Here is a 13,149-nt window from a genome sequence, read left to right as displayed (position 1 = left end):
GATACCCCCATAGCCGACCCGCGCGGAAGCGGGCCGGACCTCCTCCCCCTGCGTTCTTCTCGCTATCACAGTAGGGATACGACTGTGCCTGAAAAGAAGGTGCTCTTCGTCTATTCGCGCGGCGGTGCACCACTCGAGTACGCCTTTCCGAAAATCGCGGCCAAAGGCGAACTGCACGTACTCGCGCTCAAGCCGCCACCGCAGCACACCGAGCCACTGTGGATTCCCCACTGCGCATCGGTCACGCCGCACTGGGAGGACGAGCGCACCGGCGACGACCTCGTCGACCTCATCGTGGACGAGGCCGAGCGGATCGGCGCGGACGCGATCCTGACCCTCTCGGAGTACGCGGTCATCGCCGTCGCCGAGGCCGCCGAGCGGCTCGGCTTGCGCGGCGCCGGACCGGGCGCCGTCAACTCCCGCGACAAGCGCCGGATGCGGCAGGTCTGGGAGGACGCCGGGGTCCCCGTCCCGCGGTTCCGCCCGGTCGACTCGGCCGAGGACCTGCGCAGGGCCTTCCGCGAGCTGACCGCCCCGATGCTGCTCAAGCACGCGTGGGGCGCCGGGGCCATCGGACAGCTCGTCCTGGAGACCGAGGCCGACGTCGAACCGGCGTGGGCCAAGGCGAACGAGGCCATGATCCAGGCCCGCGAGCGCGGCTACACCGAGATGCAGGTGGCGAACGCCGACGCGCACTTCCTCGTCGAGGAGGTCATCGAGTCGAGCACCGAGTCCTGGTGGGACGCCGGGAGCGGCTACGGCGACTACCTGAGCGTCGAGGGCATCGTCGCGGGCGGCGTGTACCACCCGGTGTGCATCACCTCGCGCATCCCGACGATCCCGCCGTTCACGGAGCTGAGCAACCTCGCGCCGTGCGCGCTTCCCGAAGCGGCGCAACGGGAAATCGAGCGCGTGGCGCGCGAGGCGGTGGACGCGCTGGGGCTCGACTACTGCGGCACGCACACCGAGCTGAAGCTCTGCGCTGATGGAAGGCTCTCCGTCCTGGAGTCGGCCGCGCGGCTCGGCGGGGTCATGGTCGCCGCCGAGATCGAGCACTGCTTCGGCGTCGACATCGTCGGGATGCTCACCGACGCGCTGCTGGGCGAGCCGATCGACCCGCCCGAGCGGATGCTCACCGAGCTGGACGCCACGGGCGCGGCGGGGTCGCTGTCGCTCATCGCGACCGACTCGGCCGGGCGGCCGTGGGACGACCACCCCGTCTGGGACGAGTCCCTAGTGGACTGGACTGGCATCGTCGACCCGGGCACCACGGTCACCGCCGTCCCGGGTCTGTGCATCCCGGCCGGGACCCCCATGCCCGCCTACGACCTCACGAGCGGCGCGCTCGGCTACGGCGGCATCTTCATGCTCCGGGCCGCCTCCGCCGACGCCCTCGTGGCGGACTCCTACCACGTGCTCGACAACCTCGAATCCCTGCTCGCCAAGGGCCACGAATCGCGAAGGACCGACTCATGATCGTCTGCGGCCTGAAACTCACGCACGACGGCGCGGTCGCGCTCGTCGACGGCGACCGGCTCGTCTTCAGCGTCGAGATGGAGAAGATCGGCAACGGCCCCAGGCACGGCCAGGTCGCCGACCTCGCCGTCGTCGCCGAGCTGCTCGCCGACTTCGGCTACACCCCCGACATGGTCGACCGCTGGGTCGTGGACGGCTGGGACGGCGCGAAGTACGGGCAGGTGAGCCTCGAAGCCGACGGCGAGCCCGTCCTCCTCCACCTCGCGCCCTACCGCGAGACCGAGGCCGTGCCGGACCTGTTCGAGCCCGGCTTCGACGGGACCCTCCCGATCGCGGGCAAGGCGCGGCCGTACACCAGCCACGTCCACGTCGCCGGGCACGTCGCCAGCGCGTACGGCCTGAGCCCGTTCGGGCAGCGCCGGGAGCCGGCGCTGGTGCTGGTGTGGGACGGCGGGAGCTTCCCGCGGCTGTACCACGTCGAACCCGACGGGACCGTTGCGAACGGCGGCGCGCTGTTCCCGCTCACGGGGCACACGTACGCGGTCGCGGCGCACCACTTCGGGCCGTTCCACTGGGACGAGAAGCCCGCGTCGGTGAACGAGGACCTGTCGGTGGCGGGCAAGCTCATGGCGTACATCGCGCTCGGCACGCCGAAAGAGGACGTGATCGCGGTGCTGCGGGAGAAGTACGAGGAGAACTTCACCGGGGATTCGGCGGTGGCCGTGGGGTACCGGCACGCGATCGGCGGGTTCGGGTCCACTTCGGAGCCGGTGCTGGACTACCTGCACCACTACTTCCGGGAAGTGAAGCGGATCGTGCGGGGCGCCTCGGATGCGGACGTGCTGGCGAGCGTGCACGTGTTCCTGGAGCGGCTGCTCACGGAGCACTTGCGGGCGAAGGTGCGCGAGTGGAGGGGCGCGGGCCCGTGGCCGCTGTGCTTCGTGGGCGGGTGCGCGCTGAACATCAAGTGGAACTCGCGGCTGCGGGCGCTCGAGGAGTTCTCGGACGTGTGGGTGCCGCCGTTTCCCAACGACTCCGGTTCGGCGATCGGCGCCGCCGCCCTGGGCCGGAGCAATCCGGCCGCGCCGGTCGCATGGGACGTCCGGCTCGGGCCCGCGCTCAAGCCGACGCCCGAGGTTCCGGCCGGGTGGAGCGGTGCCGCGGTGGACGCCGCCGAGCTCGGCCGGATCCTCCACCGCACGGGCGAGCCGTGCGTGGTCCTGGACGGCCGGGCGGAGCTGGGGCCGCGGGCGCTCGGCGGCCGGTCGATCATCGCCCCGGCGACCTCGCCGAAGATGAAGGACCGCCTGAACGACGTGAAGGACCGCGAGCCGTACCGGCCGGTCGCCCCGATCTGCCTGGAGGAGCACGCTCCTGGCGTGTTCTCTCCGGGGAACCCGGACCCGTACATGCTGTTCGACCACGCGGTCCGTCCTGAGTGGAAGGCCCGGATCCCGGCGATCGTGCACCTCGACGGGACCGCGCGGCTGCAGACCGTGGGCGAGGGGGACGGCGCGGTGCGCCGGATCCTCGAGTCGTACTACGAGGTGAGCGGCATCCCGGTGCTGTGCAACACGAGCGCGAACCTCAAGGGCAGCGGGTTCTTCCCCGACGTCGCCTCCGCCGCGGCCTGGGGCCGCGTCGACCTCGTCTGGAGCGACGGCACCCTCTACCGCCGCAACAGCGCCTGACCCACCACCCCGAACTGGAGCGAGCATGACCTACATCCTCGGCGTCAACCTCAGCCACGACCGCTCGGCCGCCATCGTCAAGGACGGCGTCGTCCTCGCCGCGGTCGAGGAGGAGCGGCTCGACCGCATCAAGCACTCGGAGGGGTTCCTGATCCAGGGCCACTTCGAGCGGCTGACGAAGCTCATCCCCATCAAGTCGATCGCGTACTGCCTGGACGCGGCCGGGATCGGCGTCGACGAGGTCGACCTCATCGTCGGCAACCGGCCGCTCGGCGACCGCACGGTGCCGCGCATCCTGCGGGACCTGCCGTTGAAGGACAAGAGCAAGGTGCGGGCGTTCCCGTTCCCGTCGCACCACCTGGCGCACGCGGCGACGGCGTTCTATACCTCGCCGTTCGAGAGCGCGGCGGTGCTCATCGTCGACCAGGCGGGCAGCCGCTCGGCGGAGGGCATGGTGGAGAAGCACACCCTGTTCACCGGTGACGGCGTCGAGATCACCCGGGTGGCGTCCACTGAGTACCCGGTGGACTACTCCGACATGAGCCTCGGGCTGTTCTACGACTTCTTCACCGCGAAGCTCGGGTTCACGACGCGGTACGGGACGCCGGACTTCGGGGTGTTCGAGTGCGGCGGCTACCCGGAGGCGGGGAAGACGATGGGGCTCGCGCCGTACGGCGAGCCCAGGCCCGACTGGGGGCGGTGGCTCACCTTCGACGGGTTCGACATCACCGTCTCCCAGGAAGGGCTGGAGCAGATCTGGAAGAACATCCTCGCCGACGAAGGCGCGGAGTTCGAGTCGCTGACCGAGCGACGATGGGACTGCCGGTTCGCGAAGGACGTGGCCCGCAAGGTCCAGGACGAGCTGGAGGAGGCGATGCTGCACCTGGCCGGTGAGGCGCACCGGCGCACCGGGGCGACGCGGCTGTGCCTCGGCGGCGGCGTCATGCTCAACTCGGTGGCCAACCACCGGGTGCTCGCCGAGGGCCCGTTCGAGGAGGTCTTCATCCCGGCCCCCGCCGGGGACTCGGGCGTGGCGATCGGCGCGGCGCTGTACGGCTGGCACCAGATCCTGGAGGGCGGCAAGGAAAGACGCGGCGAGATGACCACGGCCGCCTACGGACGGCGGTACTCCGAGGAGCGGGTCCTCGAAGCGCTGCAGGAGTACGAGGGCGTCCTGGAGTGGCGGAAGGCGCCGATCGCCGACGTCGCCGGACTCTTGGCGGAGCACCGGATCGTCGCGTGGGTCGACGGCGGCTCCGAGATGGGCCCGCGCGCGCTCGGCCACCGGTCGATCCTCGCCGACCCGCGCCACCCGCAGGTGCGCGACTACCTCAACAACACGGTGAAGCACCGCGAGCCGTTCCGGCCCTACGCGCCCTCGGTGCTCGCCGAGGCCGTCGAGGACTGGTTCGACTTCCGGGGCGAGAGCCCGTTCATGCTGCTCGTGCCTTCGGTCCGGGAGGACCGCCGGAAGGACCTGCCCGCGATCACCCATGTGGACGGCACGGCCCGCGTCCAGACTGTCGCCGCCGGGCGCGACCCGAGGTACCACGAGCTCATCTCCCGGTTCGGCGAGCTCACGGGCGTGCCGATCGTCCTCAACACGTCGTTCAACGACAACGGGGAGCCGATCGTCGAGACGCCGGAGGACGCGCTGAGGACGTTCGCGCGCACCGAGATCGACCACCTCTACATCGAGGGGTACCTCGTGGGCAAGCCCGGACGCGAACTGCCCGCCGACCACCCCGCGCGGGCGTAGCCGTGTTCGCCGACGCGCCGATGCCCCGCATCGAGGCGTTCCGCAACTGGTACGAGCGCGCGGGGGTCAGGTCCGAGCACCGCAAGATGATCGACACGGAAGACGACATCCACAAGGCGTTCTTCCCCGAGCACCTGGTGCCGCACCTCGACCACCCGCTGGTCGACCAGGGCGACCCCGTGCTGCGCCGCTACCTGACGGCGCAGCACGCCTACCAGTGGCTGCGGTTCACCATGCACTTCGAGGTCGCGGTGGTCGTGCGCGCCTCGCAGAAGATCGCGGACGGCTCCAGCGGCCTGCACCTGCACGAGACCACCCGCATGGACGCGTACAAGATCGTCGTCGACGAGGGCTACCACTCGCTGTACAGCCTCGACGTGCAGCACCAGCTGGTGAACCGCTCCGGGATCCCGGCGCTGGACTACGACTTCGGTCCGTTCATCGCAGGGCTCGACGCGGTCGGCGAGGAGTTCCCGCAGCACCGCAGGCTGGTCGAACTGCTCCAGGTGGTCGTGTTCGAGACGCTCGTGACCTCGATCCTCTCCGACATCCCTCCAGACGAGAGCGTCGTCCAGATCATGCGCGAGACGGTGCGGGAGCACGCGATCGACGAGGGCCGCCACCACGCGTTCTTCTCGGCGTTCTTCAAGCACCTGTGGAGCCAGCTCGAACCGCCGCTGCGGCAGCGGGTCGCGCACTACCTGCCGCCGCTGGTGCTGCGGTCCCTGCGCCCGGCCACCGACCCGGCCCGGGACGCGCTCCTGTCGACCGGGCTGAGCGAGACGCAGGTGAAGGACGTCCTCGCCGACTCCTTCTCCAGCGACCGGGTACTGGCCGGCATCCGCCACTCGGCCGCGAAGACCCTGCGGCTGTTCGACGAAGTGGGCGTCCTCGACCAGCCCGGCGCTCGGGACGCGTTCACCGAGCAAGGACTCATCCTGCCCTGACCAGAATGGAGCGACGATGGACCTGCTGCTGATCATGGGGACCGGGCACGAGCTGTTCCGCGAGTACCTGCTGGCCTCCGCGGCCGAGGACGGGCCGCCGCTGTGGGCGCTCGACCCGGCCGAGCCGACCTGGCAGGCGAAGTACCTTGCGGGGCATACGGTGTGCGACGTGTTCGACCCTGCAGCGGCGCTCGCTGCCGTGCGCGAGGTCGCCGCCGAACACCGCGTACTCGGCGTGTTCTGCTGGCACGAGGCCGCCATCCAGGCCGCCTCCGAGGCCGCCGCCGAACTCGGCCTCCCCGGGCCCGACCCGGCGGCGGTCCGGGCCGTGCGCGACAAGTCCGCCACCCGCGACGCCCTCACCGAAGCCGGGATCCCGCAGCCCCGCTTCCGGGTCCTGCGACCCGGAGAAGACGGCACCGGGGCCGCCGCCGAGATCGGCTTCCCCCTCGTGGTCAAGCCGATCGCGCTCGGCGCGAGCCAAGGCGTGATCAAAGTGGACAAACCCGGGGACCTGGACACGGCCGTCGCCGCCGCGTGCCGCACCCAGCAGGCCGGCATGCGCAACGACGGCACGCTCCTCCTCGAGCAGTACCTCACCGGCCCCGAGATCAGCGTCGACGCCGCCGTCATCGACGGCGAGTACCTGCCGTATGCCTTGGCGCGCAAGCAGATCGGCCCCGAACCGTACTTCGAGGAGATGGGCCACACCGTCGACCCGCACGACCCGCTCCTGGACGACCCCGAGCTGACCGCCATGCTCGCCGCCGCCCACGACGCCGTCGGCTGGCGGCACGGCAGCACCCACACCGAAGTCAAACTCACCCCCGAAGGCCCCGTCCTCATCGAGATCAACGGCCGCCTCGGCGGCGACCTCATCCCCTACCTCGGCCAGCTGGCCAACGGCATCGACTCCGGCCGCGTGGGCACCCGGCTCGCCCTCGGCGAACGGCCGGACCTCGCCCACGGGCAGGACCGCCACGCCGCCATCCGCTTCCTCGTCCCGCCCGTCAGCGCCACCGTCGACAAGATCGCCCTCCCGCCCTCGCGCCCCGGCGAACTCGAGACCATCACCCTGGGCCGACCCGGCGACGAACTCCTCATGCCCCCTGACGGCTACATCGCCCGCTACGGCTGCCTCATCGCCATGGGCGCCAACGCGAACGAATGCCAGGCCGTCCTCGACCGCGCCGAAGCCGACACCGTCTTCGAGTGCACGCCCCGGCAGGTCGCATGAGCAGCGACACCGAGACCGAGACGGACGGCGTCTGGTCCACCCTCCGCCGCCTCCCGCCCTCCGTCATCACCCTCCTCGTCGGCATCGCCCTCAGCCGCACCGGCACCTTCATCGCCGTCTTCCTCACCCTCTACCTCACCGACATCGGCCACTCCCCCGCCAGCGCGGGCCTCGCCCTCACCGTGTTCGGCATCGGCTCGATCGTCGGCAGCTTCGCCTCCGGCACAGTCACCGCCTGGTGGGGCGCGAAGCGGGTCATCGTCGGGTCGATGCTCCTGTCAGGACTCGCGGTCTTCGGCGTCGCGTTCGCCGACGACTACCGGGTCCTCGTCGCGCTCGCGTTCGCGGCCGGGCTGTTCGGGCAGATGTACCGGCCAGCCGCCGCCGCGATGATGGCCGCGCTGACCCCGGCGCGGCGGCTCGTGATGGTCTCGGCAGCTGCGCGCCTGGGCCTCAACGTCGGCGCGGCGCTCGGACCGATGCTCGGCGTGTGGCTGCTGACCCACTCGTTCGCGCTCATGTTCGTCGTGAACGCCTTGACACACATCGCTTTCGGGCTCATCGCCCTGTTCCTGCTGCCAGACGTGCGCGACAGCGAGAAGGAGTCCGAGGCCGAGCCGGTTGGCTACCGGGACGTCTTCAAGGACGCGAAGTACACGCTGGTGATCGTCGCGATGTTCCTGACGGGGTTCATCGAGTCGCAGTACCAGGCGGTGCTGCCGCTGCAGATCCTCAGCGAGGGGCATCCGGCGTGGCTGTACGGGACGATCGTGACGTTGAACGGGGCCATCGTGATCGCGTTCGAGCTGCCGGTGACGCGCTATACGCAGCGGCTGCCGATGCGCACGACGATCGCGTTCGGCAGCCTGTTCATCGGCGCGGGCCTGGCGCTGTTCGGCGTCCCGGCTGGCATCTGGGTGTTCTTCGCCGGGGTGCTGGTGTGGACGTTCGGTGAGATCGTCTCGGCCCCTTCGGTGGTGGCGTACCCGGCGCTGGCCGCGCCCACGGACCGGCACCGCAGCCGCTACATCGGGGCGATCACGACGGCGCAGATCGGCGGGTACGCGCTCGGGCCGACCGTGGGAACGTACCTGTTCCAGGTGGAGCACGCGTACGTGTGGATCATGTGCGCCGCACTGGGTCTGGTCGCGTTCCTGCTGATGTGGCGCGGCGTGCGCGAGCCTTCGCCGGTCTAGAGCTTGGCGGCCTGTTTGACGAGCTTCTTCGCGTGGGCGACGTCTTCGGCCTGGGTCGGGGTCTCGACGACGAGCGGGACGCCCGCGAGCGCGGGGCTCGCGGCGACGGCGCGGAGGCCCTTGTCGCCGAGGATGCCCTTGCCGAGCATCTCGTGGCGGTCGCGGCGGGAGTCCCTGGGGTCCTTGCTGTCGTTGTAGTGGATGAGGCCGATCCGGCCGGACCCGATGCGGGCGTTCAGGGCTTCGAGGGAGGCTTCGAGGCCGTCCCGGTCGGCGAGGTCCTCCCCGGCGGCGTGGAGGTGGCAGGTGTCGAAGCACAGGCCGACTTCGGCGATGCCGACGGCGTCGATGTACTCGCCTGTCGTCTCGAAGGTCCAGGCCATGGCGTTCGCGCCTCCGGCGGTGGGCTCGACCAGGAGCCGGACGGACTTCGGCGCGCCTTTGAGCGCTTCTTTGAACACCTTCTTGAGGCGCTTGAGCGCGGCGGGGCGGTCGCCGTCCCTCGACGACCCGGCGTGCACGACGACGCCCTGCGCGCCGATCTGCCCGGCGGCGGCCAGGGAGAGGCGCAGGTGCTCGACGGACTTCTGCACCGCGTCCTTGTCCGGGGAGGCGAGGTTGAGCAGGTAGGAGGCGTGCACGAAGACGGGCCAGTCCCGTTCGGCGCACTCGTCGCGGAAGCGCCTGGCGTCGACGGGGTTGACGCTGGGCGGGGCCCAGCCGCGCGGGGAGCCGAGGAACACCTGCAGGGTCTCGACCTTGTACTCCTCGGCGTTGACGAGGCCCTTCTTGACGAGCCCGCCGCCCACGGGGACGTGCGCGCCGACTTTGTGCCCTGTCGCACCTTTGACCGACCCCACCTGGTCCCCCTCCGTCGGTGACTGCCAAGTCACGGGCGTTTCGCGGCTTCTGCCCTACCGTACGCGCCCGCAGGCGCCTACATTAGCGAAGGACCGAAGGGGGAGACGACATGGCGAACGCCGCGAACGGCACCGCGATCCGCGTGTACGGGGCCGAGTGGTGCGGGGACTGCCGCCGCACGAAGCGCCAGCTCGAAGGGCTCGCGATCGGTTTCGACTACGTCGACCTCGAGGCCGACCCGGCCGCCGCCGGGGAGGCGCAGCTCATCTCGGGCCGCCAGAACATTCCGGTCGTGGTCTACCCGGACGGGACGCACCACGTCGAGCCGAGCAACGCCGAGGTCGAGGCGAAACTCCGCGAGCTCGCGATCCTGGCGTAAGCATCGGGGCCCGGGTTCGACCCGGGCCCCTTCCACTCACTTCTTGGGCGCGAGCAGCGCGGCGTTGCATTCGCGCTGCAGGTCCTCGTCGGCCCACATCGGGTGCTGCGGGGCCGCGTTCGAGCAGACGATGGAGCCCCACGCGCCGACGCGCACCGAGTGGGCGATCGCGTCGCGGCAGATCTGCGCGCCGACCGGTCCCTCCTCGAAGCGGCCGTCGCGGGGCGTGTAGCCGACCCAGCCTTCGCCGAAGAACACCGGGACGCCGAGGCGGTCCGCGTGGTCGGCGGCCACGTCGATCCAGTCGCGCAGGCGGTTCGCCATCGCGATCCGGTGCGCGCCGTAGCGGTCGTAGAGCCAGCGGTCGAACTTCTCGGGGTCGCACCAGTCGTGGACGTAGATCTCGACGGGCTGCATGATCGAGGCCTTGAGCTTCCACGCGTGCGCCTCGGGCAGCCGCCACTCGGTGAGCGGCGGCGCTCCGGCGCGCAGCAGCTCGGCGTCGGCGTGCACCTGGTCGAACAGCGCCGGGTCGCGGCGGAGCCCGAACTCCTCGACGAGGTCGTCGAGGACGCCGTAGACGTAGGGGTGGAAGGCGAGCGCGGTCGCGTTGCGCGGGAGGCCGCGCATGGAGCCGATCGGGACGCCGCCGTAGTTCGGGGCGCACAGGACCTCGGGGTGGCGGGCCTGGAACGCGGCGATACCGGCTTCGAGGCGGCCCTGGAGCTCCACGACGGCGTCCTCGACGCCCGGGAGCCCGGCCGTGAGGTGTCCGATCTGGACTTCGTTGTGCGGCTCGACGCACGCGATGACATGCGCGAGACTGTGTTCGGCGAGGAAGTCGACCAGGTCGGCCTGCGCTTCGGCGAGGATGGTGAGCCGGTCCTCGGGGTCGACGGCGTGCAGCGCCTCGTACCAGGCCGGGTCGTCGGCGAAGGCCGGGCTCTGCTGGTACTCCCACGAGGAGGAGATGACCTTGACGCCGTGGCGGTCGGCGGCGCGGCAGAGTTCGAGCAGGTGGGCCTTCGCGTCGATCACGGTGGGTTCGCGCACGTCGTACCAGCGGACGCGCGAGCCGTACTCGTTGGAGGTGCCGCCGAGGGGTTCGAGGCGCAGCGCGGTCGTGTCGACGCCGGACCTGAAGAGCAGGAACGGCATCGCGCAGATCCGTACGGCGTTGTAGCCGAGGTCGACGGCCTTCGCCACGGCGGCGTCGAGGTCCTCGAAGGGCTCGCCGGGGCCGGTGCGCACGTACCAGGAGAAGTCCCAGAGGGTGATCGCCAGGCGTTCGGGCAGGTGGTCGGGTATCACTGGTTCGGGCTCCTTGTAGTCGGACGTGGGTTGCAGTCGGGCTCGGCCGACCTTGATCAGGGCGGCTGAGGAAATGTGGACGCCGTCTTCGGCGCCGCGCACGGACGGGTCGACCCAGATGCCAGTGGCGCGCCGCCAGGGCAGGAGTTCGAGCCGCACGCCGTGCTCGGCGACGGCGTCGCGGTGCGGGGTGAGGTCGATGTCCCAGGCGCGGCCGTGCCAGAAGTGGTCGGACACGAAGCGGTCGCCGATGTAGGCGCGGCCGACATCGCCGGTCCACTGGAGACGAAGCAGGGTCCGGTCGGCTTCGGAGTCGGGAAGATCGACGCGGACGACGGCCGCGTTCGCGTAGTCGCTGGGAGCGGACAGGCGGCGCATCGGGCCGCCGCGCGCGGGAGCGGGCGCGGGGCCGTGCAGGGGGTCGGCCTCGACCGGCACCGGGACGGTCCCGGCGTCGTGCATGTGCAATGTCCATGTCCGCCAAAGCCCTTGGCCCTGAGGCGAATCGATATCCGCGCCGGTAGCGGTGAACCCGCCCGGGGCGGGCCAGACACTGACTGTCGCCTCGGGGGCCTCGGTCTGGACCACGAGGTCCCCCGCTTCGGCGTAGACGGGCGCGTCGGCGAGGACGAGGCGTTCGCGACCGGCTATCGGGAGCCGGTAGAGGCGGTTCGCGCTCGCCTCGTCGAGCACTAGGAGCCGCACGCCTTCCAGCTCGACGACGCATTCCGGGCCGGGCGGCGAAGGAAGCTCCACGATGGACCCGTCGCCGAGGACGATCTCGACGGGGATGCCGTCGGCGGCGGCGAGCACGACGAGGTCGTCCAGGTGGGTGAGCAGTTGCGCTGTGGCGCTTCGGAGTTCGAGATCCGGAGTGAGGGCGTAGCGAAGCGGCCAGACCAGGGAGTGCCCGGCAGGAATGTCGACCGGGACGGTCGGCACGGTCACGGTCTCGTCCTCGAAGCGGACCGTGAACTGGACGCCGGACTGGGCGGCGATGGGCCGCTTCGGGGGCTGGTAGGTGGTCAGGAACAGGTAGCCGCTGGTCCCGTCCGAGCGGACGGCCCAGCGCAGCTCGTCAGGATCTTCGTTGCCGCCGCCGACGTGGGCGTCCATGGCGGCGATCCGGTACCCCTCATCGCGGAGCCACAGGTGCTGGCGGCGCAGCAGGTGGTGGTGCGGGCGGATCTGGCCGTGCTCGCCGATCGGGGCGTGGAAGTCGTAGCTCAGCTGCGGAACGTCGTTCGGGTAGCCGGTGGCCTGCGATTCCTGTTCGGTCCCTTGGGGACCGGTGCGCTGGGTGCCGCCCGCGTACATGTAGTAGCCCTGCCAGGCCGACCCAGAGCCGATCTTGGCAAGGGCCAGGTTGGCGACGTCCTCGGGCGAGACGAGGGGCCTGCGGTGGTAGGCCACATGCATGCCGCCGCCGAGCTCGCAGGTCGCGAAGGGCCGCAGCTCGTCGTGCGCCGCTTCGGCGGCGGTGACGCCGTCGAGGGCTTCTCGCAGGTCGGCGCCGACGGTCAGGTCGTCGCGGACCTCGGAGTAGCGGAAGTGGAAGGGCGCGAAGGCGGGCCACTCGGTGGTCTCGTCCTCCCAGAAGCCCTCGGAGTAGGCGCTGTAGAGCGGCAGCAGGGTGTCGGGGACCTGGGCGCCGCCCCAGCCGGTCGCGGTCCAAATGGGGACCCGCAGCCCGGCGGCCTCGGCGATCTCACGCAGTGTGCGCAGGTGCTCGGGCTGGTCGTACAGCTCGTTGTCGGCCTGCGCGCCGATGACCGGACCGCTCTCGGCGTGGGTCAGCCCCTGGAGCTGCGCGGCGATCTGGGCGTAGAGGGGCCGCACGAGTTCAAGGTAGGCCGGGTCGTTGGTGCGGGGCTTGAGGTCGCGGGCGAGCAGCCAGTCGGGGAAGCCGCCGTTGCGGTACTCGCCGTGGCCCCAAGGGCCGAGGCGGGCGATGACGTCGAGTCCGTGCGTGGCGGCGAGCTCGACGAAGGCCCGCAGGTCGAGGTTCCCGGTCCAGTCGAAGCGGCCGGGCTCGGGTTCGTGTGCGGCCCAGAAGATGTAGGTCGCGACGGAGTCGAGGCCGCCCGCGCGCGCGTGGCCCAGGACCTCGCTCCAGCGCTCGCGCGGGAGTCGGGAGTAGTGGATCTCGCCGGTGATCGGCATCCACGGGCGGCCGTCGCGTTCGAGGAACCGGCTGGTCACCGCGATCCGGTCAGGCGCACCTGCGGGCTCGCCGTACGGCAGGTGACCGCGAACGGTCGGCGCGGGCTTGCGGACCTCCAGGTAGTTCAT

9 protein-coding genes are annotated in these 13,149 nt (G+C 70.9%); 7 read left to right on the top strand and 2 right to left on the bottom strand.

Annotated elements, in window-relative coordinates; all coding sequences use genetic code 11:
• Window positions 1-84 precede the first annotated feature (84 nt).
• From ACGGCP_RS13590 to ACGGCP_RS13565, 6 genes are read left to right on the top strand one after another with little or no spacing between them, the layout of a single operon-like run.
• Complete coding sequence (locus ACGGCP_RS13590) at window positions 85-1,476, top strand: acetyl-CoA carboxylase biotin carboxylase subunit family protein (RefSeq protein WP_392965544.1); 1,392 nt, start codon at window positions 85-87, stop codon at window positions 1,474-1,476.
• A complete protein-coding gene (locus ACGGCP_RS13585) occupies window positions 1,473-3,167 on the top strand; it encodes a carbamoyltransferase N-terminal domain-containing protein (protein WP_392965541.1) in 1,695 nt (564 codons plus the stop codon). Before ACGGCP_RS13590 ends, ACGGCP_RS13585 begins: the two co-directional genes overlap by 4 nt.
• Window positions 3,168-3,192: 25 nt before the next feature.
• Window positions 3,193-4,926 carry a carbamoyltransferase gene (locus tag ACGGCP_RS13580; protein WP_392965539.1) on the top strand — a complete coding sequence of 578 codons (1,734 nt, stop codon included), beginning with the start codon at window positions 3,193-3,195 and terminating at the stop codon, window positions 4,924-4,926.
• A gap of 2 nt (window positions 4,927-4,928) precedes the next feature.
• Complete coding sequence (locus ACGGCP_RS13575; protein ID WP_392965536.1) at window positions 4,929-5,873, top strand: diiron oxygenase; 945 nt, start codon at window positions 4,929-4,931, stop codon at window positions 5,871-5,873.
• A 16-nt stretch (window positions 5,874-5,889) separates the two neighbouring features.
• Window positions 5,890-7,110: an ATP-grasp domain-containing protein gene (locus ACGGCP_RS13570; protein ID WP_392965534.1), complete on the top strand. Its 1,221-nt coding sequence runs from the start codon at window positions 5,890-5,892 to the stop codon at window positions 7,108-7,110.
• Window positions 7,107-8,306 (top strand): MFS transporter, encoded by a 1,200-nt coding sequence (locus tag ACGGCP_RS13565; RefSeq protein WP_392965532.1) that lies wholly within the window; start codon window positions 7,107-7,109, stop codon window positions 8,304-8,306. The genes ACGGCP_RS13570 and ACGGCP_RS13565 overlap by 4 nt, the downstream gene beginning before the upstream one ends.
• On the opposite strand, the gene ACGGCP_RS13560 is transcribed toward ACGGCP_RS13565, so the two are convergent.
• Complete coding sequence (locus ACGGCP_RS13560; protein WP_392965529.1) at window positions 8,303-9,166, bottom strand: deoxyribonuclease IV; 864 nt, start codon at window positions 9,164-9,166, stop codon at window positions 8,303-8,305. The two genes, ACGGCP_RS13565 and ACGGCP_RS13560, sit on opposite strands and share 4 nt — an antisense overlap.
• 110 nt (window positions 9,167-9,276) lie before the next feature.
• Here ACGGCP_RS13560 and ACGGCP_RS13555 point away from each other — a divergent pair, with 110 nt between their 5' ends.
• Entirely contained in the window at window positions 9,277-9,546 is a 270-nt protein-coding gene (locus ACGGCP_RS13555) for a glutaredoxin family protein (RefSeq protein WP_392965526.1), read from the top strand.
• A 36-nt stretch (window positions 9,547-9,582) separates the two neighbouring features.
• Here the strand turns inward: ACGGCP_RS13555 and ACGGCP_RS13550 are convergent, their stop codons facing one another.
• A complete protein-coding gene (locus ACGGCP_RS13550; protein ID WP_392965523.1) occupies window positions 9,583-13,149 on the bottom strand; it encodes a beta-galactosidase in 3,567 nt (1,188 codons plus the stop codon).

The sequence above is a fragment of the Glycomyces sp. NPDC048151 genome (assembly GCF_043202775.1).
GTDB lineage: Bacteria > Actinomycetota > Actinomycetes > Mycobacteriales > Micromonosporaceae > Glycomyces.
Note: the sequence above shows the minus strand (reverse complement) of the source record. Positions and strands in the feature narration are given on the sequence as shown.